General features: G+C 62.3%; 23 protein-coding genes. 13 read left to right on the top strand and 10 right to left on the bottom strand.

The window, feature by feature from the left end; genetic code table 11:
• Positions 1-93: 93 nt before the first annotated feature.
• Positions 94-510, bottom strand: coding sequence for a hypothetical protein (locus CAURI_RS12210; RefSeq protein ID WP_010188637.1), 417 nt, complete (start codon positions 508-510; stop codon positions 94-96).
• Between the two features lie 162 nt (positions 511-672).
• Between CAURI_RS12210 and CAURI_RS12205 the strand changes: the two genes are divergently transcribed.
• The 3 genes from CAURI_RS12205 to CAURI_RS12195 are packed head-to-tail and all read left to right on the top strand — an operon-like array spanning position 673 to position 3,643.
• Positions 673-1,455 carry a phosphoadenylyl-sulfate reductase gene (locus CAURI_RS12205; protein ID WP_010188639.1) on the top strand — a complete coding sequence of 261 codons (783 nt, stop codon included), beginning with the start codon at positions 673-675 and terminating at the stop codon, positions 1,453-1,455.
• Positions 1,455-2,351 carry a sulfate adenylyltransferase subunit CysD gene (cysD, locus tag CAURI_RS12200; protein ID WP_010188641.1) on the top strand — a complete coding sequence of 299 codons (897 nt, stop codon included), beginning with the start codon at positions 1,455-1,457 and terminating at the stop codon, positions 2,349-2,351. The genes CAURI_RS12205 and cysD overlap by 1 nt, the downstream gene beginning before the upstream one ends.
• Positions 2,351-3,643: a sulfate adenylyltransferase subunit 1 gene (locus CAURI_RS12195; RefSeq protein WP_010188643.1), complete on the top strand. Its 1,293-nt coding sequence runs from the start codon at positions 2,351-2,353 to the stop codon at positions 3,641-3,643. Before cysD ends, CAURI_RS12195 begins: the two co-directional genes overlap by 1 nt.
• A 44-nt stretch (positions 3,644-3,687) precedes the next feature.
• Here the strand turns inward: CAURI_RS12195 and CAURI_RS12190 are convergent, their stop codons facing one another.
• The 4 genes from CAURI_RS12190 to CAURI_RS12175 all read right to left on the bottom strand — a co-directional run bounded on the left by CAURI_RS12190 (position 3,688) and on the right by CAURI_RS12175 (position 6,449).
• Positions 3,688-4,311 carry a hypothetical protein gene (locus tag CAURI_RS12190; RefSeq protein WP_010188645.1) on the bottom strand — a complete coding sequence of 208 codons (624 nt, stop codon included), beginning with the start codon at positions 4,309-4,311 and terminating at the stop codon, positions 3,688-3,690.
• 35 nt (positions 4,312-4,346) lie between these two features.
• The gene (locus tag CAURI_RS13870) at positions 4,347-5,201 is read right to left on the bottom strand and encodes a hypothetical protein (protein WP_012715336.1); all 855 of its coding nucleotides are present in this window, start codon (positions 5,199-5,201) and stop codon (positions 4,347-4,349) included.
• 91 nt (positions 5,202-5,292) lie between these two features.
• On the bottom strand, positions 5,293-5,904 hold the full coding sequence (locus tag CAURI_RS12180) for an LppP/LprE family lipoprotein (RefSeq protein ID WP_010188649.1): 612 nt from the start codon (positions 5,902-5,904) through the stop codon (positions 5,293-5,295).
• A gap of 56 nt (positions 5,905-5,960) precedes the next feature.
• Entirely contained in the window at positions 5,961-6,449 is a 489-nt protein-coding gene (locus CAURI_RS12175) for an LppP/LprE family lipoprotein (RefSeq protein ID WP_010188650.1), read from the bottom strand.
• Between the two features lie 111 nt (positions 6,450-6,560).
• Here CAURI_RS12175 and CAURI_RS12170 point away from each other — a divergent pair, with 111 nt between their 5' ends.
• A complete protein-coding gene (locus tag CAURI_RS12170) occupies positions 6,561-7,139 on the top strand; it encodes a nucleosidase (RefSeq protein ID WP_010188652.1) in 579 nt (192 codons plus the stop codon).
• A 135-nt stretch (positions 7,140-7,274) separates the two neighbouring features.
• On the opposite strand, the gene CAURI_RS12165 is transcribed toward CAURI_RS12170, so the two are convergent.
• From CAURI_RS12165 to CAURI_RS12155, 3 genes are all read right to left on the bottom strand, one after another.
• Positions 7,275-8,510 (bottom strand): AI-2E family transporter, encoded by a 1,236-nt coding sequence (locus CAURI_RS12165; protein WP_010188654.1) that lies wholly within the window; start codon positions 8,508-8,510, stop codon positions 7,275-7,277.
• 35 nt (positions 8,511-8,545) lie between these two features.
• Positions 8,546-11,992, bottom strand: coding sequence for a bifunctional proline dehydrogenase/L-glutamate gamma-semialdehyde dehydrogenase (locus CAURI_RS12160; protein ID WP_012715335.1), 3,447 nt, complete (start codon positions 11,990-11,992; stop codon positions 8,546-8,548).
• 402 nt (positions 11,993-12,394) lie between these two features.
• On the bottom strand, positions 12,395-13,507 hold the full coding sequence (locus CAURI_RS12155; RefSeq protein ID WP_010188669.1) for an ABC transporter substrate-binding protein: 1,113 nt from the start codon (positions 13,505-13,507) through the stop codon (positions 12,395-12,397).
• Positions 13,508-13,635: 128 nt separating this feature from the next.
• On the opposite strand from CAURI_RS12155, the gene CAURI_RS12150 reads away from it, so the two are divergent.
• The 8 genes from CAURI_RS12150 to exaC all read left to right on the top strand — a co-directional run bounded on the left by CAURI_RS12150 (position 13,636) and on the right by exaC (position 22,777).
• Entirely contained in the window at positions 13,636-14,598 is a 963-nt protein-coding gene (locus CAURI_RS12150; protein WP_241760823.1) for a FecCD family ABC transporter permease, read from the top strand.
• Positions 14,595-15,602 (top strand): FecCD family ABC transporter permease, encoded by a 1,008-nt coding sequence (locus CAURI_RS12145; RefSeq protein ID WP_010188671.1) that lies wholly within the window; start codon positions 14,595-14,597, stop codon positions 15,600-15,602. Before CAURI_RS12150 ends, CAURI_RS12145 begins: the two co-directional genes overlap by 4 nt.
• Before the next feature lie 2 nt (positions 15,603-15,604).
• The gene (locus CAURI_RS12140) at positions 15,605-16,402 is read left to right on the top strand and encodes an ABC transporter ATP-binding protein (RefSeq protein WP_010188672.1); all 798 of its coding nucleotides are present in this window, start codon (positions 15,605-15,607) and stop codon (positions 16,400-16,402) included.
• Between the two features lie 229 nt (positions 16,403-16,631).
• On the top strand, positions 16,632-18,476 hold the full coding sequence (gene dnaK, locus CAURI_RS12135; RefSeq protein WP_010188673.1) for a molecular chaperone DnaK: 1,845 nt from the start codon (positions 16,632-16,634) through the stop codon (positions 18,474-18,476).
• Between the two features lie 3 nt (positions 18,477-18,479).
• Positions 18,480-19,145 carry a nucleotide exchange factor GrpE gene (gene grpE / locus CAURI_RS12130; RefSeq protein ID WP_010188674.1) on the top strand — a complete coding sequence of 222 codons (666 nt, stop codon included), beginning with the start codon at positions 18,480-18,482 and terminating at the stop codon, positions 19,143-19,145.
• A 133-nt stretch (positions 19,146-19,278) separates the two neighbouring features.
• Positions 19,279-20,484 carry a molecular chaperone DnaJ gene (gene dnaJ, locus CAURI_RS12125; RefSeq protein ID WP_010188675.1) on the top strand — a complete coding sequence of 402 codons (1,206 nt, stop codon included), beginning with the start codon at positions 19,279-19,281 and terminating at the stop codon, positions 20,482-20,484.
• A gap of 12 nt (positions 20,485-20,496) precedes the next feature.
• The gene (locus CAURI_RS12120; protein WP_010188676.1) at positions 20,497-20,919 is read left to right on the top strand and encodes a heat shock protein transcriptional repressor HspR; all 423 of its coding nucleotides are present in this window, start codon (positions 20,497-20,499) and stop codon (positions 20,917-20,919) included.
• A gap of 337 nt (positions 20,920-21,256) precedes the next feature.
• Positions 21,257-22,777, top strand: a complete 1,521-nt coding sequence (exaC, locus tag CAURI_RS12115) for an acetaldehyde dehydrogenase ExaC (protein WP_010188677.1) — start codon at positions 21,257-21,259, stop codon at positions 22,775-22,777.
• 31 nt (positions 22,778-22,808) lie between these two features.
• Here the strand turns inward: exaC and CAURI_RS12110 are convergent, their stop codons facing one another.
• Positions 22,809-23,960, bottom strand: a complete 1,152-nt coding sequence (locus tag CAURI_RS12110) for an alpha/beta hydrolase (RefSeq protein WP_010188678.1) — start codon at positions 23,958-23,960, stop codon at positions 22,809-22,811.
• Between the two features lie 359 nt (positions 23,961-24,319).
• Between CAURI_RS12110 and CAURI_RS12105 the strand changes: the two genes are divergently transcribed.
• Complete coding sequence (locus CAURI_RS12105; RefSeq protein WP_012715331.1) at positions 24,320-25,129, top strand: carbon-nitrogen hydrolase family protein; 810 nt, start codon at positions 24,320-24,322, stop codon at positions 25,127-25,129.
• A 32-nt stretch (positions 25,130-25,161) separates the two neighbouring features.
• Here the strand turns inward: CAURI_RS12105 and CAURI_RS12100 are convergent, their stop codons facing one another.
• Positions 25,162-26,361, bottom strand: coding sequence for an FAD-binding oxidoreductase (locus CAURI_RS12100; protein ID WP_010188681.1), 1,200 nt, complete (start codon positions 26,359-26,361; stop codon positions 25,162-25,164).
• Positions 26,362-26,460: the final 99 nt, after the last annotated feature.

The following is a 26,460-nucleotide window of genomic DNA, read 5'->3' as shown; positions in this document are numbered from 1 at the left end:
CGCGTCTAGCGAGTGCGGTGGTGCGAGGACTGGCAGCAGGCTTCCTTATGGCTGCGCGAGCGTTTAGCTCGCGCGCCCGCGCGCTCGCGCGCGCTAGAAGCAGACCGGCGCGCGCTGCGCCTGTGCCGTCACGGCGGCCCAGTCCTCGACGTCGTCGGTGGGCTGGCACAGGCCCTCCCACGTGGTGATGGCCACGCCGCGGGCCATGAGCTCCAGCAACACGAGGTGGCGGTCGCCGGAGGCGGAGAGCTGGTTGAGGTCCGAGTGGTTGATATCCGCGTCTGGGCCATAGCCCACGCGCACGTTGCCGATGAGCCGCAGGCGCGGCGTTGTCCCCTGCGGGCACGGAGCAGGGGCGGATTCCGCGCCGGAGAGCCCGGCGAAGCGGCGCAGCAAACCGAAGGGCGCGGGGCGCTCGCAGTAGAGGTCCACGCACAGCCCGGCCCTGATGAGCCGTTCGGCGGTGGAGAGCGCGGCGGGGCTGTCCCCGACAATTGCGACACGCTGCATGAGAACCCCTTCAGTTCGGTAGAAATAGACTGTCTAGTCTGTAAATCTAGTCCGCTCGGTTCATTCTGGCTAATTTTTATTCTTCCTAGCACCCAAGCTCACAGCCCCCGCGCCCTACTGTGGGGCTGCACACAAGCTCGGCTCCCTTTAATGTGAGGTGTCATGACCGAACCGATTAACCTGCTGGACCGTGGCGACTACCGCGATCCCAGCATTAGCCCCGAAGGCACCCGCGACACCGCGCCGCTCGAGCCTGCCGTGGCCCAGCGCAACCAGGAACTCGTCGAGGAGTGGGCCGATAAGCTTTATGACGCCTCCGCCGAGACCATCACCGAATGGGCCGCCGAGCACGCGCCCGGCCGCCTCGCCGTCACGATGTCCATGGAAAACACCGTGCTGGCCGAGCTCGCGCACCGCGCCCACTTAGACGCCGACCTGCTCTTTATCGATACCGGCTGGCACTTTCCGGAGACGTTGGAGGTGGCGGGGGACGTCGCCAAGCGCTATGCAGATCTACCGCTGGTGACCGTGCTCCCGCTGCTGAGCCCAGAGGAACAGGACAAGATTTATGGCCCGCGCCTCTATGCGCGCGACGTTGCGGCCTATAACCGCATGCGCAAGGTGGAGCCGCTCAACATGGCCATGGACCCGTACGTCGGGTGGGTCACCGGCCTGCGCCGCGCCGATTCCGAGCACCGCGCGAGTGCCCCGGCGCTGAGCTTGGACCGCACGGGCCGGCTGAAGATTTCCCCGATTATTACTTGGGACCTCGATGACACCGACGCTTATATCAAGGAACACGACCTCATCATCCACCCCCTCACCCTTCAGGGTTACCGCTCCATCGGCTGCGCGCCGTTGACCTTCCCGGTAGGCGAGGGCGAGGATGCGCGCTCCGGGCGCGTTTTCGCTGACGGCAAGACAGAATGCGGGTTGCACGAATAATGACACTTTCACCACACCTTAAAGACTTAGAGAACGAATCCCTCCACATCCTGCGCGAAGTCGCCGGGCAATTCGACAAGGTAGGCCTGCTCTTTTCCGGCGGCAAGGACTCCGTCGTAGTCTTCGAGCTCGCCCGCCGCGCCTTTGCACCGGCCACCGTGCCCTTCGAGCTCATCCACGTCGATACCGGCCACAATTTCCCGGAGGTCATCGACTTCCGCGATCAGCTCGTCGCCGAGACCGGCGCGCGCCTGCACGTCGCCCACGTCCAGGATTGGATCGACCGCGGCGACCTCCAGGAGCGCCCCGATGGCACCCGCAACCCGCTGCAGTCCGTGCCGCTGGTGGAGACAATCGCCGAGCGCGGTTATGACGCCGTCTTGGGTGGCGCGCGCCGCGACGAGGAACGCGCCCGCGCCAAGGAACGTATCTTCTCCATCCGCGATTCCTTCGGAGGCTGGGACCCGCGCCGCCAGCGCCCTGAGCTGTGGGACCTCTACAACGGCGGCAAGATGGCCGGCGAAAACGTCCGCGTCTTCCCCATCTCCAACTGGACGGAGTCCGATATTTGGGAGTACATCGGCGCGCGCAACCTGCAGCTTCCCTCCATCTACTACTCCCACCAGCGCGAGGTGTTCAACCGCAACGGCATGTGGCTGACCCCGGGCGAGTGGGGCGGCCCGCGCGAGGATGAGCCGCTGGAGACCCGTACCGTGCGATACCGCACCGTGGGGGATATGTCCTGCACCGGTGCCGTGGAATCCACCGCTGCCTCGCCCGATGAGGTGCTCGCGGAAATCTCCATTTCCACCCTGTCCGAGCGCGGTGCCACCCGCGCCGATGACAAATTGTCCGAGTCCGCCATGGAGGACCGCAAGAAGGAAGGCTACTTCTGATGACGACTACCCTCGCACCGAATGTTGGCGCGCTGAAACAGCGCGATACCCTGCGCCTGTGCACCGCCGGTTCCGTCGATGACGGCAAGTCCACTTTTGTGGGCCGTCTGCTCTACGACACCAAGTCCGTGCTGGCGGACCAGGTGGAGTCCATGGAGCGTTCTTCTGCCGACCGGGGCTTCGATGGCATGGACCTCTCACTGCTTGTCGACGGACTCCGCGCCGAACGCGAGCAGGGCATCACCATCGATGTGGCCTACCGCTACTTCGCCACCGATAAGCGCACCTTCATCCTCGCCGATACCCCGGGCCACGTGCAGTACACGCGCAACACGGTCACCGGCATGTCCACGTCCCAGGTGGTGGTGCTGCTTGTCGACGCCCGCAATGGCGTCGTCGAGCAAACCCGCCGCCACCTCAACGTCGCCGCGCTCTTGGGCGTGCGCCACGTGATTCTGGGCGTGAACAAGATCGACCTGGTGGACTACGACGAGCAGGTCTTCCGCGATATCGAGTCCGAGTTCAACGAGGTTGCCGCGCGCTTGAGCATTACGGATTCGGTAGCCATCCCGATCTCCGCGCTCAAGGGCGATAACGTGGTGGAACGCTCCACCACCATGGACTGGTACGAGGGGCCGACGGTCCTCGAAACGCTAGAGACCGTCCCCGTGGTCACCGGCCGCGCCGACGACCTGGACTTGCGTTTCCCCATCCAGTACGTCATCCGCGAGCACGCCTCTGACTACCGCGGCTATGCCGGGCGCGTGAAGGCCGGGCACGTGGCGGTGGGTGATGAGGTGACCCTGCCGGGCGGGCACACTTCGGCGGTCACCGCGATTGATACCACCGACGGCCCGCTTGGCTCGGATGAGGCGGCGCGCGCCGGGGATTCCGTGGTACTTAGGCTGGCCGATGACATCGACTTGGCCCGCGGTGATCTCATTGCCGGTTCGCAGCGCCCGGAGGAGGTGCGCGAATTCGCCGCCACCGCCGTGGTCCTCACAGACAAGGAGCTGCGCGCGGGACAGATGGTGAAGCTGCGTTATGGCACAGCATTGGTCAAGGCCCGCGTGGCGTCGGTGGAGCGCATCCTCGACCTCGATGGCGTGGCGGATGTTGAGGCACCGGAATCCGCGGCGCTCAATGACATTGCGTTCATCACCGTCCAAACGCAGGCGGAGCTTCCCGTGGAGGACTACGCCGCTCGCGGCGCGGTGGGCAATTTCTTGCTCATTGATCAGTCCAGCGGCAACACCCTTGCCGCCGGCTTTGTAGGCCAGCGCCTGCGTTAATACCCCCGTTGACCCGCGGCTTTATGGCCGCGGGTTTCGGCGTTTTAAGCGTTCTTCTCGACCTGCTTGCGGCCCAGGGTCTTGCGCAGGGACCAGATGAATTCCGAAATCATCAGGTAGACCGGGGTGCCGCCGGCGACCATGAAGAAGAAGGCGCCGGCGGAGCTGGCCTCGTCGACGTAGTCATCAGCGCCGTAGAGGAGCTCGACTCCGCTGGCGTTCCCAACCTCCGCGAGGGCTCCGAGGCCGCGAATCGTGGAGATAATCCACATGAAGGCCAGCAGGCCCCACACGATGCACCACTGAATCGACTGGGCACGCTGACGGGAGGGCTCCACGGGGAAGGAGAAGTCAATGTTGAAGTTGGAGGAGCCTGAAGCCTGGGCGCTCGAAGGCTGCGGCATGAGCTGCACACCTGAGCCGGAAGTGGCGATCTCACGGATGCGGGCGACGTCCACCTCGGGGCCGAAGGGATCCGCGATAGCGCGGTCATACTGCTCGCGGCGGTCTCGGCGGGAGAAGATGCTGTGGGCGGTGGAGAGCTCGTCGTAAAGCGCGGCGTTGGACTGGTCCGTCGTGGAAAGGCGGCGTTCGATCTCCGAGGCCAATGTCGCGGAATCAGCGGAAGGGTCCAGGTTGAGGGAGCTATAGAGGTTGTAGTGTGCCACGAGGCGAAAAGTCCTTTCCAAAGTGAGAAGTTGCTCTAACAGGGGTCGCTGAAATCTGCATCGTTGTTGAGCGAACGAGCGTTGCCACCGTACCGCGCCTTGAGTTTACAGACCTCATCCACGCTGTGGCCGGCGTCGTAATACGCCGCATAAACTTGCTTTCCTTCGTGTTCCGAACGCAGCGAGCTGCACGCGGTTCCCGGCATGATGTTGACCTCGGCGTAGTGGGACTTAACGCGGTCGATTTCGGATTGCGGTGACTCGCCATAGGGGACGAGGAGGGAGTCCACGATGAGGATGTAGCGGCCATCGCAGGTTTCCTGAGCTTCTATGTTCTCAGTGCTGTCTGCGCAGAGAGGGATGTCGCCGGTGATTTGTGTCGGGGCGTTGTCGGCTTTGAGGCGGTCAGCATCCCAGCACTTAACTGACGTGGTGTCATCGACACCGTCGTTCTTATAGGGAGTCCACTCCGCGCCGCCCCAGGTGAAGAGATAAAAGGAGGAGCTGTTTTCTGTGGCGAGGTAGAGCCATTCGTCGTTGCACAACAGTGTCATCGGGCGGGGAATATCGTTCCTGATTTCTTCGGCTGCCGCGCCGCACCTGTCCTGAGATGTGTTCTTAGACGTCACAGGTTTCGTAGTGCTCGTCTCAACGCTTGTAGTAAGGGTTTTACTGTTTGTTGAGCCGGACTCAGCACTTGTCGGGGCTACCTGTGTAAAGCGGGCCTCGTGCTCCGTGGGTTCGGAAGAAGAGCGTGACATCAGAAACCACGTGACACCAGCAATGACCGCAAGGAGCACGATAAGGGCGATGATAAGGATGCTCCCCGAGCGTGCAGGACGTTCCGGTCCCTCGTTGCTTGGCGGGGCCCAGGGGTTGTTATTAGTCACGCAGGGAACTCCTTCAAGACGGGGCGGCAGATACAGCTTCCACAGGAAGCCGTGTCACACTTTAGCCGTCTTGTCCCCGTGAGAAAGGGTTTTATACGGGCGGGACATCGCCGTTCATGATCACCTTCTGCTGGCCTTCATCCCAGCGGAAGCCGGCATGTGTCTCGCCGGTGCGCCCGGCGGTGGTTTCGCCCTCGCGGGCCCAGTGGTAGGTCACGGCGATCTCGGCGTCATTCACGCGCTCGATGGTGGGGAAGAAGCCATAAGGCTCGGCAGTTGCGGTGCCGAGGTATTCACCCTTGTGGAAGAGCATGATGTGGTGCGGGGAGGAGGCCGTGGCGCCCTCGATGGCAATGATTAGCCAGCTCAAATCCGCGCAGGGGTCGAACTCTGAGGAGGAAGGCCGACCCCAACCGAAGCCATTCCACGGTGCGATGGTGCCAATGCCTGATTGATAGGCCTCTTCAGCGTCAATGTCCTCGCAGGACTCTGGTTCTTCGGTCTTCGAGGCAGGTGACTGGTTGCTCGTTGGCTCCGGGCTTGCGGCCTCTTCCGTGGGGCTTTCGGCAGCAACGCTGGTCGGGCTGTTGCGGACCGCGCTGAACATCGGGGTGTCCGCCTCGCCCTGCTCGACCTGGGAACAGGCGGCGAGCGGGAGGCACATGAGTGCTGCGCCCGCGAGGGCAGAGGCAGACCTGAGCATGGGTGTTCCTTCCATAGAATGTGCGCCTCACCGTGAGGCGCGCTGTTGGCTTTATCTTAGCTAGGCGGAACGTCGCCGCTCATGATGACTTTGTTTTGTGCTTCGTCCCAGCGGAAGTTGGCCTTTGACGTGCCCGTCGGCGCGGCATTGGCGTCGCCTTCTTGCGGCCAGTGATAGGTCACGGAAATCTCGTTGCCGTTGACCTGCTCGACATCGGGGAAGAAACCATAAGGCTCAGCGGTGGCGGTGCCAAGGTACTCGCCATAGTGGAAGAGCATGATGTGGTGCGGCGAGGAGGCCGTGGCTCCCTCGATGGAGATGGTCTGCCAGCTCAAGGCTGCGCACGGATCGAAGTGGGAGGAATCAACCAGCGCCCACTCGTGGCCATGCCATTGGGGAACCTGGGCAACGTTCTTATCGAAAGCTGCTTGGACATTGCCTGCCTCGCAGACTACGGGGCTGGCCTGGGCCTCTTCAGGGGTGGTGCAGGCGATAAGCGGCATGCACAGCAGTGCCGCGCCGGCGAAAACTCGTGGTGTGAACATGGTGTTCTCCTTTCTGAGGTTTCGGTGTGGTTCCGAACCCTACAAAGGCCGCAGAGACCCCGGCCAGAGTTACGGAGAGTATTCCTCGGGCCAGCGGGTAGTCTCGCAGACATGGAGAATCTGTCTGATCGTACACTGTTCGTCGCCGCCGTGGATGCTGAAGCCACGCACGTTCCTGAAGGCGTGCCGCTGCTTATCACCGGTATTGGTACGGTTCCCGCCGCCATTGAACTCACTAATGCGCTTGCGTCGGCAGAGGTGCTGCCGGATCGGGTCATCAACATCGGTACTGCAGGCGCGCTTCGCGACGATCTCTCAGGCGTCTTCGAGATCTCCCACGTACGCAAGCACGACTTTCACCTCGAGGTGCTCAGCGATGTCTCCCGCTATCTTCTTCCCGAGGTCATCGAGCTAGAGACCTCCGGAAAGCTGCCGACCGCCACGCTTGCCACGGGTGACGCCTTTATCTCGGATACCCCGACCCGCACGCGCCTTGCCCAGGATTCTGCGCTGTGCGATATGGAGGGCTACGCCATCGCCGCGGTGTGTCAAAAATTCGGCGTGCCGTGCACGCTGCTCAAGCAAGTTTCGGACACCGCTAATGAGGAGTCCTATGGCTCGTGGGCCTCGGTGCTCGACCGCGCGGCGGAGGAACTGGCCGCCGCATTCGGCACGGTGTCCGCAGACTAGGGCCTGCATACGGAAACTGCCCGATCTGACAAACTTCTCCCCCGCCACCGCAGGCGGGGCCAATGGTTTTGTCAGATCGGGCAGTTGCGCGGCCGAGGAAGGCTAGGGCCATGAAAGCTGGGCTGCGGCCCGTGGCTAGCGGGCGCCGCTGGCCTCCAGCTTCTCGTAGAGTTCCTTGACGTCCTCGTGGCCCTCTGATGTGGCTATCTTGATGTCCTCGGTATCAATCTCGCCGGCGCGCAGGCTGGCCATCTCCTGGTGGTAGCGGAAGACCACGGCAATGGTGGCAGCCACCGGGACGGCCAGGAAGGCGCCGATGATGCCCGCCAGGGCGGAGCCGACCGTGACGGAGAGCAGCACCATGGCGGCGTGCAGGCCCATGGCCTTGGACTGCAACATCGGCTGGAGGACGTTGCCTTCTACCTGCTGCACGATGATGATGAGCGCCAAGGCGAGCAAGGCCTTCGTCAGCCCATCGGAGACCAGCGCGATGATGACGGCCAAAGCACCCGCAGTGACCGCGCCAATGACCGGAATGAAGCTGGCGAAGAAGGTCACCACGCCGATGACCAGCGCCAGCGGAACTTGGAGGGCCCAGAGGCCGAGGCCGATGAGGAGGCCGTCGACAGCCGCGACGGCTGCTTGTGCCTGAATGAAGCCGGACAACGTATTCCATACGCGAGTCAGCAGCTCGGTGGCGTGCCAACCTGCGGAGTAGCCGGTATAGGTGCGCAGCCACGGCAGGAATTTATCGCCGTCCTTCAAGATGAAGAAGGCTACGAAGAGCATGATGGCGAGCTCCATGGCGATGGAGCTGGCCATCGATACGCCGGAAATCACCCCGGTGGCGATGTTGGAAGCTTGGCCCTTGATGAACGTCATGGCATCATCGAGGACTTCCTGGACCTTTGCCGCATCAATTTCGAAGGGCAGGTCCTTGGCCATATCGACGAGCTTGTTCAAGCCGCCCTCAGCTTGGCTGACCAAGGAAGCACCCTGAGAGGACACCACCGGGGCCATCGCCGCGAACACGCCGCCGATGATGGCCAAGAAGCCCAGCAGCGTGGTGATGGAGGCCAGTGCACGGGGGAATTTGTGCGCGCGCAACCAGTTGGTCACGGGGAAGAGCACCGTGCAGACCAGGATGGCCAGGATGACCGGCAGCAGGCCTACCCAGATGAACTTCAGCAGGTAGCCGGCCAAGCCGACGCCCGCCACCACGATGATGAAGACCAGGCACACCTTGGCCAGAGAAATGGCATCGCGCCCGAGGACGCGGGACTTGTCATCGGTCTTCGACACCGGGAGGGCGGCTTCCTCATCCGAGGAGGAGGCCGCCTGCGGCTTATCTTCGTCGTGCGTAGTACTCATGCGCTATATCTTTGCACATGAGCCGCAGAAACGAACTATGCGCGGATGCTGCTTACCTGGCGGATGATGCCGAAGCGGTGCATCGTCACCGAGACTGCCTGCTCGAGGAGGAAGGGCAGCAGCTCGCGGCGGCCATCAGCCAGCACCGGCTGATTCAAGACCACGGAGTTGGATTCCACGGCCGCCTCAAAGATGCCTGGCTCGACAGAACCAACGGCGCGCACGCGGCCAGACTCCAGACCGGCGACCTCGCGGGCGAAGGCATCCGCCGACACGCTGTCGACCTTAAAACCCAGTCCACGCAGCTCCGCGGCCTTCTCCGGGGCGGCGCTGAAGCGCACTGGGGAGCCGGTGCGGGTGGCGGCGAGGGCGAGGCGGGAGACGTCGCGAAGCGCGGCATCCGAGGCAATGCGCACCTGCAGCGGGGTGAGTACCGGGCGGTAGCGGAAGACGTTGGCCTCGCAGACCAGGCCTGCGCGGTCGTGCTGGCGGCCGAACTCCTGCTGCCACGCCAGCTCGTCGAGTTCTGCTGCGCGCCACAGCCACGCGGTATCCTCCTCCGAGAATCCCAGCTCTCCGAAGGCGCGCAGCTGGGCCGCTACCGGCTGGGAGATATCCACGTCGAAGGGGCGCAGCGGTCCCTCAGACCAGGTGCCGAACTGAGCCACGTAGTTCGGGCCGCCGGCCTTCGCGCCCGGGCCCATGACGGACTGCTTCCAGCCGCCGAAGGACTGGCGCTGCACAATCGCGCCGGTAATGCCGCGGTTGACATAGGCATTGCCCACCTCGACGCGCTCGAGCCAGTAATCGATCTCATCGTTATCCAGTGTGTGGATGCCGCCGGTCAGACCATAACCGGTGGAGTTCTGCCACTCGATGGCCTCCTCCAGGGTCTCCGCGTGCATGATGCCAAGCACCGGGCCGAAGCACTCGTTGACGTGGAACCAGGAACCAGGGCGCACGTTATCGCGGATACCCGGCGACCACAGCGTGCCTTCCTCGTTGAGCTTCTCCGGCTTCACCAGCCATTTTTCACCCGGCTCCAGCTGGGTTAGGCCGCGCAGCAGCTTCTCACCCGGGGCTTCGGCCAGGCCATTCATCGTCGTGGTGATTTCGTAGCCGGGGCCGGTGATGAGGGTCTTGACGGCGTCGACAAGCTGGGAGCGCAGGCGCTGCGATTCGCCGGCCGCACCCACGAAGATGACCAGGGAGGACGCCGAGCACTTCTGGCCGGAGTGGCCGAAGGCGGAGAGATAGAGGTCCTGGATGGCCAGATCCGGGTCCGCGGACGGGGTGATGATGAGCGCGTTCTTGCCGGAGGTCTCCGCCATGATGTTGAGCTCCGGCTTCCAGGAACGGAAGAGCTTGCCGGTATCGGAAGCACCGGTGAGGATGACGGCGTCGACATCGGCGTGGGAGATGAGCGCGCGGCCGGCGTCACCCTCGTCGGTGAAGACGAGCTGGACCAGATCCGGGTCGAGGCCCTGAGCCTCCAGGCCGGCGCGGAAGGCTTCCACGACGAGCTTCGCACAGTGCACGACCTGCGGCGCGGGCTTGATGATGATGGCCGAACCCGCGGCGAGTGCTGCCGCGATGCCGCCGGTGGGGATGGCCACCGGGAAGTTCCACGGCGGGGTCACCACGGTCACGCGGTGGGGCGTGAACTCGGCGGCGTAGCTCTCCAGCAGGCGCGCGGACTGTGCGTAGTAGGTGCAGAAGTCGATGGCCTCGGAGATTTCCGGGTCGGTCTGCGTGACAGTCTTGTTGGCCTCGTAGGCGGCCACGGAGATGAACTCGCCGCGGCGGTTGGCCAGCTCATCGGCTACGGCCTCGAGGGCGCGGGCGCGGTCCTCGGCAGGGCGCGCGCCCCACTCAGCGCCGAGCTCGGCGGCGCGGGCCACGTGCTTGTCGACGACCACGGTCTCCGTCACTTCCTCCACCCCGTGCTCACCGGGGTCGGTGGCCAGGGCCTTCAATGCCCACTCGCGGTTGGCTTCCAGAGCTGGGTCGGTGTCCGGCTCGTTGGCGAAGCGCCCAGTGCGCGGTGCCTGGCGGCCGGCTGCCTGCTCGGCCTCCTCCAGGCGGTTTTGGGTGCGGCGCGGGCCGGCGAAGGTATCCCAGCGCTGCTCGACGGCCTCGCGGAAGACCTGCTCCTGGTCCTTCAGTGCCTGCTCCTCCGGTGCGAAGAGGGCGTAGAGGAAGTTCTGCGGCGCAGAGTTCTCCTCCAAACGGCGCACCAGGTAGGAGACGGCGACATCGAAGTCCTCCATGTGCACCACCGGGGTGTAGAGGATCTGGCGGCCCTCGAAGGCCTCGCGGACCGCGGTCTGCTGGGCCGGGGACATGCCCTGGAGCATCTCGGAATCCATCATGCGCATAACGCCACGCTTGGTGCCCAGCTTGTAGGCAAAGGCTGCGGTGTAGAGGTTGTGGGTGGCCACGCCGATGCGCACGCAGTCGGCGAACTCGGGGCGCAGGATGTAATCGAGCAGGCGGTAGTAGTTGGCGTCCACCTCATCCTTGGTGGCATAGGGTGCTGCCGGCCAGCCGTGGATCTCGCCCTGGACGTGCTCCATGGAGAGGTTCGCGCCCTTGACGATGCGAATCTTGATGTGGGATCCGCCCTCGGCCACGCGCTGCTTGGCGAATTCTGCCAGGTGCGCCAAGGCGTCGAAGGTATCCGGCAGGTAAGCCTGCAGCACGATGCCAGCCTCGAGGTTGGTGAACTCCGGCTCGCTGAGTAGCTCGGTGAACAGGCGCACCGTGAGGTGGAGGTCGTGGTATTCCTCCATGTCCAGGTTGATGAAGACCTTATCCGGGCGGCGCGCGGCGGCCTCATAGAGCGGGCGCAGGCGCTCCTTGAGGCGGACCAGGGAACCCTCGATATCCCACGGGTTGAGCTGGGCCACCATGGAGGAGGCCTTGACGGACACGTAGGTCACGCGCGGGTTCTTGATGAGCTTGAGGGTGCGCTCGGCGCGGGAGCGCGCTTCGTCGTCGCCCAGCACGGCCTCGCCGAGGAGGTTGAGGTTGAGCTGCTCGCCGGACTCGGCGGCCTTGTCCAAGGTCTTGTTCAGGGCATCGCTCTCGGCATCGAGGACCAGGTGGCCCACCATCTGGCGCATGCGCATGCGGGCCAGCGGCATGACCAGGTTGGGCAGGATGGGACCGAAGAAACCACCCAGGCCCACCAGCGATCCGTTAATGAGGCCGAGAAAGGAGGCGTCATAGGTGGTGGTGACGGACTTCAGCGCGTGGGCGGCTACCTTGTCATCTTCGGGGCGCATGACGCGATCCACGAAGTCCATGGTGAAGGCCACCCCGTCCGGGTTGCGCAATAAGTCAGCGAGCTGTTCTGTGGCCGGGTCCTGTTCATCGGCGGTGGAGGCGAGCCAGGAGTGAGCCTGGGCCGCGGCGGCGTCGATCAGCGCGGCGTCAATGTCGGTGGATTCGGGCACGGGGGTGTGAGCATCGTTAGTCATGGGTTACAACCTTTATGGGTTTTAAGGCGCACTGGTGCAGCCTGGCGGAAAGAGTACAAACTATCGAGTCCAGCACTCGCTCAAGCTCTGTGCGGTGCTGATTAACCTGTTCAGTCTGTGTGAAAAGAGGACCTATTTAACGTTGGCGTGCACAACTGGCGGCCGGTCGGAAGAACGACGCTGTTTAATGAAGTAAGCATTCATATGCGACCACCCTTCTTGCGTGGGGAACGGCCAGGCGGTGGCCTGGCCGGATCAGCGAAAAATAGGTGTCCTTAACATGGTCCGCCACACAGTCCAGGTAGACGTGTAACCCATCTCGCTTACATGAAAGCTAGCCCCTTAAGTTGGGGTGAGTCAATCCCACAGGTGTTGTTTTGAGGGGAGGTCGCTACCCCCGTGTTAGTGGCTGAGATACTCCGCGAGATCAGCAGCGATCTTCTGTGCGCCCAGAGGTCCTAAGCCGAGAGCCCACGTGTCATCACTGACCTCGATGGCATGGCCATCTTTGACCGCTGGAAGCTGCTGGAAAGCTTCAGTGGCAATGGCAGTGTCTTGGCCGGTAGCGGCAGGATCGCCGTAGCTGCAGTAGAAGATGTAGTCAGCGTCCGCTTGGTCAATGTTCTCCGGTGAGATTTCCGTAGCGAGCTCTTCGATGTCTTGGTTGGCGGGGCGGGCGAGGCCGGCGTCATCAAGCACCGTTCCAATGAGCGAAAGGCGCCCGTAAAGGCGTACCTTGCCTGGCATGAAGCGCAGAATGGTGACGGTGGTGTCTTCGCTAGCCGGCCCGTCCTTAATGGCCTTCTTTACTTCTTCGATTTTCTTGTCATAGTCGGCCATGACTTGTTCGGTGCGCACTTCTTCTCCGAGGGCTTCGCCGATGAGTCGGAAGTTTTCTTTCCAGGTGTATCCAGGGCGAATAGAGAAAACGGTAGGTGAGATGGAATTGAACTGGTCATAATACTTATCCATGCGCAGCTGCGAGCCGATGATGAGGTCGGGGTTGAGTGAAGCAATCTTTTCCATATTGACTTCGTTGATCGTGCCTACCGTTTCGATGTCACTTGCTTTGTCGGCCATGTAATCGGGGACGGGGTTCTGACCCTTGGACGTGGTCATGCCGACTGGCTTCATGCCGAGTGCTAGGACGGAATCGAGTTCGCCGCTTTCTAGAACAACCACCCGTTGTGGCTTTTCTTTGAGTTCGGTCGTTCCGCGTGCATGCGTGACCGTGCGTGGGAATTGACCAGGGGCTGCATCGCTGCCAAAGCTTTGGCTTTTCTCTCCCGCCCCGGCAAAGCCTTCGCCTCCGGTGGCCACGGAGTCATTTCCCGAGGCTGAATTGGAGTTTCCTGATTCTTTCCCGGACGGTGAGGACGCAGGGTTAGAAGCGTCAGCGTTTGAGTTGGTGTTTTCGAGGCTGGCGCAGCCGGTGAGAGCTATCGCTGCGGTAAGACCAACAGCGGTGAGTCGGAGAAGTGGGGTGCGCGGTACGATTTTCTTTCGAATATACATAAAAGGTAGCCTAACCTAAATTGGGTCGAGCTAAGGAAACGTGAGCATATGAAGGTATTTGGGTGGTGTTGGTGATTGAGCAGGGGGTGTACGCCGGCAAAGGAAGTGCCCGGCGTCTTGGTTGGCTAGTGGTTGCTGGCATTGCCATTCTCGGTATCGGTGTTGCGCTGTCGCTCGCGTTGGGGGCGCGTAGCATTCCTTTCAGTGACGTGTTGGCTGCCCTTCGAGGGCAGCCTGGTATCGCTTCCTCGATCGTGTGGGAGAGGCGGCTTCCCCGTACTCTCGTTGCCGTGTGTGCGGGCTGTGCTTTGGCTCTCGCTGGCGCAGTCCTGCAGATTATGACTCGCAATCCGTTGGCAGATACCGGAGTCTTCGGCATCAACGTTGGCGCTAGCTTGGCTGCGGCCATTGCTCTGGGCTGGTGGGGGTGGCAATCACCTTTTGCTTTTTCGCTCGCAGCCATCATCGGTGCGGCAGTGACCATGTTGGTGGTCACCGCGGTAGGGCGTGGCAGAGCGGGCGATGTTGATCCGCTGAGACTGATTCTTGCAGGTGTAGCCATCGGGGCGGTATGTGAGGGCCTGTCCTCCGCGCTGATCCTGATAGATCCTCACTCTTTCGCACGTATCCGCGCTTGGGTGACGGGCTCTGTTGACGTGGCCTCGTGGACACCGGTGGCGATTACGTCCGGTGGGTTAGCAGTTGGTGTGGTGCTGCTGATTGTCTTTGCGCGTCACTTGCCGCCCCTTGCTTTGGGGGATGAAGCCGCGGCGAGTCTTGGGATCAACCTCAAGATGACGCGCTTGGGACTTATCGCAGCGGTAACGGTCTTGGCGGCTACGGCCACAGCGGCAGCGGGGGTGATTGTATTTGTTGGCTTGGTTATTCCGCATGTGGTCAGGCTGTGCGGAATTTATGAAGAGCGGGCGCAACTCGCTGCCTCTGCCGTGGTCGGGCCTCTGTTCTTGTTGGGTGCTGACATTGTTGGTCGCTTTCTTATCGCGGCCGAGTTGCCGGCTGGCGTCGCGGTATCGCTCATTGGTGCCCCAGTATTGATTGCGTTGTCCCATCGCGCTGGAAGGAGGTTGTGATTGTGAGCGTGAGAAGTGTTTTGTCCTTTGCAGGTATTGTGATCGTCGCGCTAGCTATTGCTGCCTATTCGCTCTTCTCGCCTGGTGCCGGGCAGGATAGCGCAGCGTTGTGGTCCGTGGCTACGAATCCCAATAGCACTGACTTTGCGGCCACCGTCGTGTGGCAATGGCGTGCTCCGCGGGTGGTTGCCGCGATTGTCGTAGGAATGTGTTTGGGCATAGCGGGCGCCATCTTTCAGATCCTCACCCACAATCCTCTGGGCTCGCCCGACATCATCGGGTTTAATACCGGTGCCTATACCGGTGTCATCGCGGTATCCTTGGCGGGCTTTAGTTCCGCATTTAATATTGCGCTAGGCGCGTTGGTGGGTGGGACTGTTACTGCGTTACTCATCATGGGGCTTTCATTTGCCGGAAGGCTCACGGGAGCAAGGCTGATTGTGGTGGGGATTGGAGTGACGTTCTTTCTTTCAGCAATAAACAAGTGGCTGATTCTAAGTGGCGAGTTGGAGCAATCCTTAGGTGCGGCGACTTGGGCGGCTGGAACATTGAATGCTGTGTCCTGGGGCTACGTTATCCCCTTGGGGGTGCTGGGAGGCGTGGCGTGCGTCGCTGGGTTGCTGCTGCGTGGCTGGTGCGACGCGCTTGCCCTGGGGGATAGCACGGCGAGTTCGTTGGGGCTGAACGTGAATCGTGCACGTGTGGTGATGGTTCTGGTTGGCACAGTTCTTGTCGCTGTATCGACGGCGATAGCGGGCCCAATCTCATTTATCGCCCTCGCGGCCCCTCATATGGCTCGCCTGCTCTCGCGTCCAGGCAGGACACCGGTGTTGGCTTCAGGAGTGCTCGGCGCTCTTTTCTTGCTCGCTGCTGACTTAGCGGGGCAGCGCCTATTTTTCCCTATTACTTTGCCCGCCGGCCTTGTAACTGTCTGTGCTGGTGGCATCTACCTTGCGGGTCTGCTGTTGTGGCAATCCCGATTTGCGCGCGTGAAAGGCCGGTAAAAATGAACGAACAAAAAGTGTGTGACGGTGCGCCGGGCGTGAGGGCTGAAAGGCTGAGCATGTCCTATGGCAGAACTGCCCCGTTAATTCTCGACTCGGTGGATGTGTCTTTCCCCGCGGGCAAATTCTCAGCCATCATCGGCCCGAATGGTTGTGGAAAGTCCACCCTGGTGAAGGTGCTTGCGCGGTTAGAAACACCGAGCGCAGGTGCGGTGCATATTGGCCAAGAAGACGCAGCTTTACTCTCGCGGCGAAAATATGCCCAGCGCGTTGCTGTGATGTCGCAGCAATCCGTAGCCCCTGAGGGGATTAATGTCCGAGAATTGGTTGCGCGAGGGCGCTTCGCTCACCAAGGATTTATGGGGTGGAGGAGCCAGGAAGACGAGCGTGCTGTTAGTCGTGCGCTAGCGGAGGTAGGCCTTGAGGAATTGGAAGAGGCCGAGGTGCCGGCGTTGTCAGGTGGTCAGCGTCAACGTGCTTGGCTGGCCATGGCTCTCGCACAGGAAACGCCTGTACTTTTCTTGGATGAGCCAACGAGTGCCTTGGATATTGGGTATCAGCATTCCTTCATGAAGTTGATGAAAGAGCTGGCGGGTAGCAAGACCCTCGTTGCGGTAATTCATGACTTGGCGCATGTGTTGCGTTATGCCGATTACGTCGTGGCGATGAAAGATGGAACGGTGTGGGATGCGGGCGCGCCGCGCGATGTCATTAACCCTGCCCTGATCGAGGATCTTTACGGCTTGGCAGTCCGCGTTGTGAATGCGGACGGAGAGCCAGCAATCGTCCCAGTGGGGTGAGCCGCCAATTGAGCAGCTTCATTTCCCCAGCGTGCTGGCAATAAATAAAAAGTTGAGTCGATCGGGAACAACTTTGAGTTTGTCCGCGTTGTGTAGATTGAGTGACCGGCGCTCAGGTTTGGATGACTTTGAGTGTTGCTTCTGTTAGAGTCGCTGACTGGACGCGGCAGAAGTTGAGTCGCGCATTATCAACTTAAGAACAAACCCAACCAAGCAAGGAGAAAAGATCATGGGACGCGCAGTAGGAATTGACCTCGGTACCACCAACTCGGTCGTATCCGTACTGGAAGGTGGCGAAGCCACCGTTATCGCTAACTCCGAGGGCTCTCGCACCACCCCGTCCGTCGTGGCTTTCGCTAAGAACGGCGAAATCCTCGTCGGCCAGTCCGCGAAGAACCAGGCGGTCACCAACGTTGACCGCACCATCCGCTCCGTCAAGCGCCACATCGGCACCGACTGGACCATCGATATCGATGACAAGAAGTACACCCCGCAGGAGATTTCGGCCCGCACGCTCATGAAGCTGAAGCGCGACGCCGAGGCTTACCTGGGTGAGGACGTTACCGACGCCGTTATTACCGTCCCGGCTTACTTCGAGGACTCCCAGCGTCAGGCCACCAAGGAGGCCGGCCAGATTGCAGGCCTCAACGTCCTGCGTATCGTGAACGAGCCGACTGCCGCCGCGCTTGCTTACGGCCTGGAGAAGGGTGAGCAGGAGCAGACCATCCTGGTCTTCGACCTGGGTGGTGGTACCTTCGACGTCTCCCTGCTGGAGATCGGTGACGGCGTGGTCGAGGTTATGGCTACCGCTGGTGATAACGCGTTGGGTGGTGATGACTGGGACCAGCGCATCGTCGACTGGCTCGTAGATAAGTTCAAGGCTTCCCAGGGCGTTGACCTGACCAAGGATAAGCGCGCTGTCCAGCGTCTGCGTGAGGCTGCTGAGAAGGCCAAGATTGAGCTGTCCTCCTCCCAGTCCGCCAACATCAACCTGCCGTACATCACGGTGGACTCTGAGAAGAACCCGCTCTTCCTGGATGAGACCCTGTCTCGCACCGAGTTCCAGAAGATCACCCAGGACCTGCTGGACCGCACCAAGACCCCGTTCAACCAGGTCATCAAGGATGCTGGCCTGTCCCTGTCCGAGGTTGACCACGTGGTGCTCGTCGGCGGTTCCACCCGTATGCCGGCCGTGTCCGACCTGGTCAAGGAAATGACCGGCAAGGACCCGAACAAGGGCGTTAACCCGGATGAGGTCGTGGCAGTCGGCGCTGCTCTGCAGGCAGGTGTGCTGCGCGGTGAGGTCAAGGACGTGCTGCTTCTCGACGTCACCCCGCTCTCCCTCGGCATCGAGACCAAGGGTGGCGTGATGACCAAGCTCATCGAGCGCAACACCACCATCCCGACCAAGAAGTCGGAGACCTTCACCACGGCTGATGACAACCAGCCTTCCGTGCAGATTCAGGTCTACCAGGGCGAGCGCGAGATGGCTTCCGCCAACAAGCTGCTCGGTTCCTTCGAGCTCGGTGGCATTGCTCCGGCACCGCGCGGTGTACCGCAGATTGAGGTCACCTTCGACATCGACGCCAACGGCATCGTCTCCGTCTCCGCTAAGGACAAGGCCACCGGCAAGGAAAACACCATCAAGATTCAGGATGGTTCCGGCCTCTCCCAGGAGGAGATCGACCGCATGGTCAAGGACGCCGAGGCACACGCCGAAGAGGACAAGAAGCGCCGCGAGGAGCAGGAGACCCGCAACCAGGCGGAATCCACCTCCTACCAGACCCGCAAGTTCATGGATGAGAACTCCGACAAGCTGCCGGAGGACCTCAAGACTCGCGTGACCGAGGCTGCCGATGCCGTCGATGAGGCCCTCAAGGGTGACGACATTGAGGCGATTAAGTCGGCCGTCGAGAAGCTCGGCACCGAGTCCCAAGAGCTGGGCAAGGCCCTGTACGAGGCACAGGCTGCTGAGGCAGGCGCCGAGGGTGCCGCTGCTGGCGAGGCCGCTGGTGACCCGAACGTCGTCGACGCCGAGGTTGTCGACGAGGACGATGAGAACAAGGAGAAGTAAACCATGACCTCCCCTCAGGACCCGGGCAACCCGGCCAACACCGACCCTGAGGCAACCTCCGCTGAGGCTGCGGAGGCTGCCGCCGCTGAGGCTGCTTCTGCCGACGGCGTCGTGGATGACGCCACCGCGGGCACCGCTGAGGCAGAAGCTGCGGTTGAGGATGCCGCTCGCGACATCGCTGATGAGGACGCCAGTGCTGAGAACTCCCTGGAGGCTCAGCTGGCTGAGCGCACCGAGGACCTGCAGCGCCTCAACGCGGAGTACACCAACTACCGCCGTCGCACCGAGCGTGACCGTCAGGCCGTGATCGAGACCGCCAAGGCCAAGGTCCTGGCAGATTTCCTGCCTATCCTTGATGACCTAGAGCTCGCGCGCCAGCACGGTGACCTCAACGAGGGGCCGCTCAAGGCCATCGCAGACAAGCTCACAGGCGTGCTGACTAATAACCAGCTGACCCCGTTCGGCGCCGAGGGCGACGCCTTCGACCCCGAGGTGCACGAAGCAGTCCAGGACCTCTCGACTGGTGACGAGCAGGTCGTCGGCACGGTCCTGCGTCGTGGCTACACGGTGGGCGAGCGCGTTGTGCGCACTGCCATGGTGATTATCGCCGACCCCGCCGAGTCAGCCGATACCGCTGAGAGTCCGGATAGCTCGGATAGCGCAGAATAGGTATCGCAGGTGGCGTCAGGGCTCAGTGTTCCTTGGCGCCACTCTTCTTTTCACTACTTAATTAGCATTTTTACTTAGCAAAAATTTTAAAACCTGATCGTTTATCGACTCTCCTGAAAGGAGGAGATGCCCAGTGAACGCCAAGCCAGAATGGGCAGACAAGGATTATTACGCGGATCTGGGGGTCTCCTCGTCCGCGACTGCCGAAGAGATTAAGCAGGCTTATCGCAAGCTGGCCCGCAAGAACCACCCCGACGCCAACCCGGATAACCCCGCGGCTGCGGAGAAATTCAAGCAGGTGGCGGAAGCCTATGATGTGCTCTCTGATAAAGCTACCCGCAAGGACTATGACCAGTTCAAGGCCATGATGCGCGGTGGCGGCTTTGGACGGAGAGGAGGCGCCGGGTTTCCCGGCGGGTTTCGATCCACGCACATGGGTGGACCGGGTGCGCAAGAATTCGACCTCTCCGACATCTTCGGAGGATCCGCTCGAGGAGCGTCTCAAGGCGGCGGTCTTGGGGATATCTTCGGTGGCGTTTTCAACCGCGGCGGTGGTGCTGGCCACGCAGCTCGGCCGTCGCGGGGGGCCGACGTCGAAACGCAAATAACCCTCGACTTCCGCGAGGCAGCGAAGGGAACGACCATTCCTTTGCAGCTCAGTGGCGAAGCTCCTTGCACCACGTGTCACGGCTCCGGTTCGAAGAGCGGGAAGCTGACGACGTGCTCGACGTGCGACGGCACCGGGTTTACCTCTGAGCAGCGCGGTACCTTCGGCTTCTCGGCGCCGTGTGCTGACTGCGATGGCACTGGCCAGCGCGCCGAGGATCCGTGCCCGGATTGTTCTGGGTCCGGAACGGTGCACCGCACTCGCTCTATCACGGTGCGTATCCCCGCTGGAGTGATCGATGGTCAGAAGGTGCGCCTTGCCGGGCAAGGCGAAGCCGGCCCGAATGGCACGCCCTCCGGTGACCTCTTTGTGGCGGTTACGGTAAAGCCTGACAAGGTTTTCACCCGGGAAGGCGATGACCTGCACGTCACTGTCCCGGTGTCCTTTGCGGAGCTGGCCTTGGGCGACACCATTACGGTGCCGACCCTCGATTCGCCCGTGCGTGTGAAGGTGCCGGCGGGCACGCCCGATGGCCGCACTCTACGCGTGAAGGGGCGCGGCGTGGCTAAGCGCGGCGGCAAGGCCGGTGACCTCATGGTGACCGTGCAGGTCACCGTGCCCTCCACGCTGGATGCGGCGGCCTCCTCGGCGCTGCGCAGTTACGCCCAGGCGGAGAAGGACTCCGGCTTTGATCCGCGTGCCGGCTGGGCCGGTAACACGGTAGCGCGCTAAAGGAGGTGTGAGATGAGCAAGGACAGAACAAACCGAAGTGATACGGCGCAGCCCAAGGCGATGTATGTCATCTCCGTGGCCGCGGAACTGTCCGGCATGCATGCTCAAACTCTGCGCACGTATGACCGGATGGGGCTGGTTTCCCCAGCCCGCACCTCCGGGGGTGGGCGCCGTTATTCGGAGAGCGACATCGAGCTCCTGCGCAAGATTCAGACGCTCTCGCAGGACGATGGCGTGAATCTGGCCGGTATTAAATCCATCATCGAGCTAACTGCGGAGCGTGACCGCCTCGCCGCCGAGCGCGACGAATTGCAGGCAGAAGTAGAGCGCCTGCGCAGCCAGGGCCGCCCGTCACGTGGTGAGCTGGTCCACGTACCGCGCTCGACCTCCGTGGTGATGTGGACGCCGCGTCGTAATCGACGCCGTGACAGCTAGAAGTTTCCCTTCCTTCGCGGAGGGGTTCTTCTGTTTTGGGCCCATCTACAGCCTGCTCGGCCGGAGTCTTCATGCTCTTTGTTTAACAAGTGCCCGTGTTGCCAAAGTTCTTGCTCGCCTGCTCTGGACCGCCAAACTTTGGCAACGAGGGCAGTTAGGGCAGTAAGTTCGGGAGCCTTTGGGTAACAAACCCAAAAGCTTTCCTCTTTGAAAACGTGAGATTGGCAAAACTTATCGCTACACTCGCATTCAACGTTGTGTCGCCCATCACTGTTCTGAAGCTTTGTGCGGGCGGCCGCCGTGAGGAAACTGAACCCACTAGAAAGGCAGTAGGCACATGACTCTGTATGCAAACCCCGGAACCCCTGATGCCATCGTCAACTTCCGTGAGCGCTACGACAACTACATCGGCGGCGAGTGGGTTCCGCCGGTCGATGGCGAATACATGGACAACATCACCCCGGTGACCGGTGAGGTCTTCTGCCAAGTGGCCCGCGGCAAGGAAGCAGACATCAACCTGGCCATCGACGCCGCTGAGAAAGCCTTCGAGACCTTCGGCAAGACCACCCCGGCCGAGCGCGCACTTCTGCTGCACCGCATCGCGGACCGCATCGAGGAAAACCTGGAAAAGATCGCCGTCGCGGAAACCTGGGAGAACGGCAAGGCCGTACGCGAGACCCTCGCCGCTGATATCCCGCTAGCCGTTGATCACTTCCGCTACTTCGCCGGCGCCATCCGCGCCCAAGAGGGCCGCCTCTCCCAGATTGACCAGGACACCGTGGCTTACCACTTTCACGAGCCGCTGGGCGTGGTGGGCCAGATCATCCCGTGGAACTTCCCGCTGCTTATGGCGGCGTGGAAGATCGCCCCGGCGTTGGCCGCAGGTAACACCATCGTGATGAAGCCGGCTGAGCAAACCCCGGCCTCGATTCTGCTGCTCATTGAGATTATCGAGGACCTCCTGCCGAAGGGCGTACTCAACATCGTCAACGGTGTCGGTGAGGAAGCGGGCGTGGCGTTGTCCACCTCGGATCGCATTGCCAAAATTGCGTTTACCGGTTCCACCCCGGTGGGCAAGATTATTAACAAGGCCGCCGCGGATAAGGTCATCCCCGTCACCCTGGAGCTTGGCGGCAAGTCCCCGTCCATCTTCTTCGCGGACATCATGGATAAGGACGATACATACCTGGAGAAGTGCGTGGAGGGCTTCGTCATGTTCGCGCTCAACCAGGGTGAGGTGTGCACCTGCCCGTCGCGCGCGCTGATCCACGAGGACATCGCGGATAAATTCCTGGAGATGGCAGTGGAGCGCGTGAAGAAGATCAAGATCGGCCACCCGCTCGATACCGAAACGATGATGGGTGCGCAGGCCTCCCAGGAGCAGATGGACAAGATTACCGAATACCTGGAGGTGGGGCCGAAGGAGGGCGCAGAAACCCTCGTCGGTGGCCATGTGAACAAGGTGGAGGGACTGGAAAACGGCTACTACATTGAGCCGACCGTCTTCCGCGGCACCAATGATATGCGTATCTTCCGCGAGGAGATCTTCGGCCCGGTGTTGTCTGTGGCCACGTTCAAGGACTTCGAGGAAGCCATCCAGATTGCGAATGACACCAACTTCGGCCTGGGTGCTGGCGTGTGGTCGCGTCACCAGAACACCTGCTACCGCGCCGGGCGCGAAATCCAGGCCGGCCGCGTGTGGGTGAATCACTACCACGTCTATCCAGCGCACAGCGCCTTCGGTGGCTACAAGGAGTCTGGCATCGGACGCGAGAACCACCTCATGATGCTGTCCCACTACCAGGAGACGAAGAACATGCTGGTGTCCTACTCCGAGGAGCAGGCTGGTCTCTTCTAAGCCGCAAGCAAAAACCCTGGCGTGATGCCTGCTAGAAACGTTGCGCAATGATGCCCAGACCCCGCAGAAATGCGGGGTCTTTCCAATAGGAGCCATGATCGCCCGGAAGCCCGCTAGCACCTGGCAGAGGGGTCGCGCCGAAGGCAGAGGAGGAGGGATCGGGGCCGTGGATTCCGCCACGCGGACCAGTGGCAACCGCGATGGGATCCTCGGTGTTGCGCGCACTCCAGACCCGGCCGTGCAGTTGCGAGGCGGCGCCCACGGAAGCGCCCGGGCTGCCGACGAGCACGATGTCATCCGCAACATAGTCCTGCTGTGCGGCCTTGCCCACCACCACGGAGCCATAGGAATAACCCAGGAGGATGTGCTGCGCGTGCGGAAAACGCTGCCGCAAAGCGCGCTGAAAGCGGCCCAGCTCAGTAGCACCGCGGCGCGCCGGGTCCTCGTGTGCCGCGCGGGCCAACGAGGACGGGGCGGAGTATCCAATCCACGCCACCGTGGGCCCACTAGTGGCGCGCGCGATGGCGCGGGCGCGCTCCACGGCGGTGGGCCAGCTCGCTGCATCAGAAGAACCTACCCCGCCCACAAACGTGCTCACCTGCGCGGCCTGAGTGCCGATACCTTCGGGGTCCACGAGCGCTACCAGCCGCCCGGGGCTGGCCTCCAGCAGGGTGATATCCGGATTTGCCGCCACCAAAGAGCGGACCTCTTCGCTGGCCATGGTCAGCTGGACCGCGTGCAGCTCAGCCAAGGTTAGGTCGCTGAAATCCTCCAAGCGGCTCGGTGGCTGGGCCATCTCCGGAGTGCACAAGGCGTTCAGTTGGCGGGCGCAGGCCCAATCTAGGACATCGGCCAAGGCATCCAACTGCCCAAGCGCCACGCTGGCGGGCTCAGCAAATGCAGGGATTGCAGCGAGCTGCAGGGCGCGTGCGCGCAGCTGTTCAATTCTCTCCTGCAGCGGCGCATAGAGGCTCAGGATCCGCGCGGCCAAGCTCATCTGCTGCGCGGGTTCTAACAGCGTGTCGGTGGCGCGCTGCAATGCGCTCCGCGCGGCATCGGCCGCAGCGCCGAATAGCGCTAGGTCTGCCCAATGATGGTGCGAGTCAGAGATATAAACCTCAAGTTCAGACGCGGAATTTTCCATCCGCTCAGCCTCCGCGCGCAGTGCCGCTGACGCGCTCATTCACTTCCCTCCAGCCGTGCGGAAAGCTCAGAATCAAAACCTTGGGTCACGCCCACGAAACTCTCTAGCTCTTCTAAACGTGCCTTCCGAGACCTTTCGCTGGCCCTTCGCGCATCCTCCCAACGCGCGCCGAGGAGAGCTAGCGCGCGGGCCGTGCGAGGAGGCTCTAGCAAGGAAGGGGAGACAGTGGGGGAGGCATGGTCGAAGAGGGAGCGGATCTGTGGAAGGGCAGCTTGGTCGATGTCGAGGTGGTTCATAGCATCGAGCCTGCGCCAACTGTCCTAGCGCCGTAAAGAGCGGCAACCGCGAATCCACGAAATCTGTGGATAACTAGTCCGGGCTCGTCTACCGTGGGCCGCATGAAGGTAGCAGCAGTTCAATTGACCAGTACCGGAAACGTCGAGGAGAACCTCGCCGTTGCACTCGACAAGATCCGGGAAGCCGCAGACAACGGCGCGCAGCTCATCGTCCTGCCAGAAGCTACCACCCAGAGCTTCGACTCTGGGCGCCTCGATACGAACGCGGAAGGGCTCGATGGCCCCACCGCCACCGCCGTGCGCGCGCTGGCAGAAGAACTCGGCGTCTACGTGGTGCTGGGCATGTTTGCCCCAGCAGATACCGTTCAGCGTGGAGAGAAGACCATCAACCGCGTGGCCAACGTTGCGCTCATTGCCGGGCCTGGTGTTCTCGGCGGCTACGAAAAAATCCACACTTACGACGCTTTCAAGTACAAGGAATCCGATACCGTCCGGCCGGGTGAGTCACTCGTTGCTTTCGATGCCGGTGACCTCACCGTGGGCGTCGCCACCTGCTATGACATCCGCTTCCCCGAACAGTTCAAGGAGCTTGCCCGCCAGGGTGCTCAGCTCATCGTCGTGCCCACCAGTTGGGCGGATGGCCCGGGCAAGCTGGAGCAGTGGCGCTTGCTCAGCGCGGCACGCGCGCTTGATTCCACGGCCTATATTCTGGCCGCAGGCCAGGCTCGCCCCGGTGGTGAGACGAAGGCAGGGGAGGCCTCCGGTCCCACCGGCATTGGGCACTCCGTCCTCGTCGGACCGGATGGAACACGCCTTGCCGAAGCCGGCTATGAGCCGGAAATCCTCTACGGCGAGGTGGACCCAGACGCCGTGGCGAAGGTCCGCGAATCCCTCCCCGTCCTGGACTCCTAAGCTCTTTTTCCACGTATAAGCGCTTTTGGCGCTTATGCCCATTGGGATTTCTTCCACGCCGCCCAGGCTTCCCAATCATCGCCCCAGCCGTCGAGCTCCGCGGCGGAGGCCGCCCACTCGTGGCCACGCTGCCAGCTATCCGTGGTGATAGCTTCCTCCGCGACGCCGCCCGCGAGCAAGGCTGCGCGCGCTAGCTCCACGCGGTCGGCCGGACCGATGAGCACAAAGCGGCGGTCGGTCCCCTCAGCGAGCACCGGTTCCATCGGCTCGTTGGCCACCACGGGCATAAACCCGTGGGCCGCCGGCTGCGCACCCAGCAGCCAAGGGTCCTGGCCCTCCCGCACGATGTGGCGCAGCTTCAGCTCTGGAAGCAAAGCCTGCAGGTTGGCCTGAAATTCCGTGTCATAGTGCTCGCCCGGCGAAGGGGCTACGGCATAGACCTGGAGACCGGAGGGGAGGGTGTTCTCCAGGGCGTCGAGAAGCAGCGCCCGGGCGCCCGCCCACCCGGTGCCGAAGGAAATCAGTGTGGTGTCGGAGTCGAGTTGCGGCGGCTCACCGGCGGGCATGCCCAGCGTCCACCAATCACCCGGTTGCGCCTTGGCCAGCATGGAGGAGGCCTCACCGGCCAGCGCGAGGTGGAAAATCAGTTGCCCGGAATCATCAGCAGGAGCGGCCGGGGTCAACGGGCGCCAGGTTCCCGGCGTGAGCTGCGAGGTCACCGGCACGTGCTGACCCGCGCGGTAGTCCAGCGCCATACCGGATTCCAGCCGGACCACAGCGGTGTTCCGGTTGGGCTTCTCCACCGCCACCACCTGGGCGCTGTGAGCAGGGGGAAGGCCGGCGACATCCGCCTCTTGGGCGGCGCTGCGCATGATGGAACACACGTGGGAAATGGTGCGCGTGGCGACGTCGTACTGATACGGGGTGAGCCCCAGCACCTGAAGCCCGTGCACCAACGATGTCTCAAATTTCGGATAGATCTCGGGAGGGAAACCGTGGCGGCGATGATCGCGGCCCATGCGTGCCAGGCGCTTGGCCACATCCCCCCGAACCTCACCGTCCTCCATATTTTCCAGCACCCACGCGAGCGCCGGGGCCATGGAGGGGTGCGTGTCCTTCATTGACAGAGCAAAGACTTGGCGGGACTCGGCCACGGTGGCGAAAAAGTGCCCGTGTACTGCGTCGCGATAGTCTTCCGCGTGCTTGCGTAGGTGCTCACCCAGTTCCCTCATGCCCGCCCATCCTAGCCCTTGGGGGTAGAGCCACATCACCCTCGGGGTATATGCCAGGGGTGGAAAAGCGGGAAGGGGGTTGTAGTGTAATCAACGGTT

Source organism: Corynebacterium aurimucosum ATCC 700975 (assembly GCF_000022905.1).
Lineage (GTDB): Bacteria > Actinomycetota > Actinomycetes > Mycobacteriales > Mycobacteriaceae > Corynebacterium > Corynebacterium aurimucosum_F.
Note: the sequence above shows the minus strand (reverse complement) of the source record. Positions and strands in the feature narration are given on the sequence as shown.

Coding starts and splice junctions, on each gene's coding strand:
- cysD (WP_010188641.1), top strand. CDS start 1,455: ATGACACTTTCACCACACCTTAAAGACTTAGAGAACGAATCCCTCCAC.
- CAURI_RS12100 (WP_010188681.1), bottom strand. CDS start 26,361: ATGAGGGAACTGGGTGAGCACCTACGCAAGCACGCGGAAGACTATCGC.
- dnaK (WP_010188673.1), top strand. CDS start 16,632: ATGGGACGCGCAGTAGGAATTGACCTCGGTACCACCAACTCGGTCGTA.
- CAURI_RS12195 (WP_010188643.1), top strand. CDS start 2,351: ATGACGACTACCCTCGCACCGAATGTTGGCGCGCTGAAACAGCGCGAT.
- CAURI_RS12175 (WP_010188650.1), bottom strand. CDS start 6,449: ATGTTCACACCACGAGTTTTCGCCGGCGCGGCACTGCTGTGCATGCCG.
- CAURI_RS12180 (WP_010188649.1), bottom strand. CDS start 5,904: ATGCTCAGGTCTGCCTCTGCCCTCGCGGGCGCAGCACTCATGTGCCTC.
- CAURI_RS12155 (WP_010188669.1), bottom strand. CDS start 13,507: ATGTATATTCGAAAGAAAATCGTACCGCGCACCCCACTTCTCCGACTC.
- CAURI_RS12210 (WP_010188637.1), bottom strand. CDS start 510: ATGCAGCGTGTCGCAATTGTCGGGGACAGCCCCGCCGCGCTCTCCACC.
- exaC (WP_010188677.1), top strand. CDS start 21,257: ATGACTCTGTATGCAAACCCCGGAACCCCTGATGCCATCGTCAACTTC.
- CAURI_RS12140 (WP_010188672.1), top strand. CDS start 15,605: ATGAACGAACAAAAAGTGTGTGACGGTGCGCCGGGCGTGAGGGCTGAA.
- grpE (WP_010188674.1), top strand. CDS start 18,480: ATGACCTCCCCTCAGGACCCGGGCAACCCGGCCAACACCGACCCTGAG.
- CAURI_RS12205 (WP_010188639.1), top strand. CDS start 673: ATGACCGAACCGATTAACCTGCTGGACCGTGGCGACTACCGCGATCCC.
- CAURI_RS12160 (WP_012715335.1), bottom strand. CDS start 11,992: ATGACTAACGATGCTCACACCCCCGTGCCCGAATCCACCGACATTGAC.
- CAURI_RS12110 (WP_010188678.1), bottom strand. CDS start 23,960: ATGAGCGCGTCAGCGGCACTGCGCGCGGAGGCTGAGCGGATGGAAAAT.
- CAURI_RS12165 (WP_010188654.1), bottom strand. CDS start 8,510: ATGAGTACTACGCACGACGAAGATAAGCCGCAGGCGGCCTCCTCCTCG.
- CAURI_RS12120 (WP_010188676.1), top strand. CDS start 20,497: ATGAGCAAGGACAGAACAAACCGAAGTGATACGGCGCAGCCCAAGGCG.
- CAURI_RS12105 (WP_012715331.1), top strand. CDS start 24,320: ATGAAGGTAGCAGCAGTTCAATTGACCAGTACCGGAAACGTCGAGGAG.
- CAURI_RS12170 (WP_010188652.1), top strand. CDS start 6,561: ATGGAGAATCTGTCTGATCGTACACTGTTCGTCGCCGCCGTGGATGCT.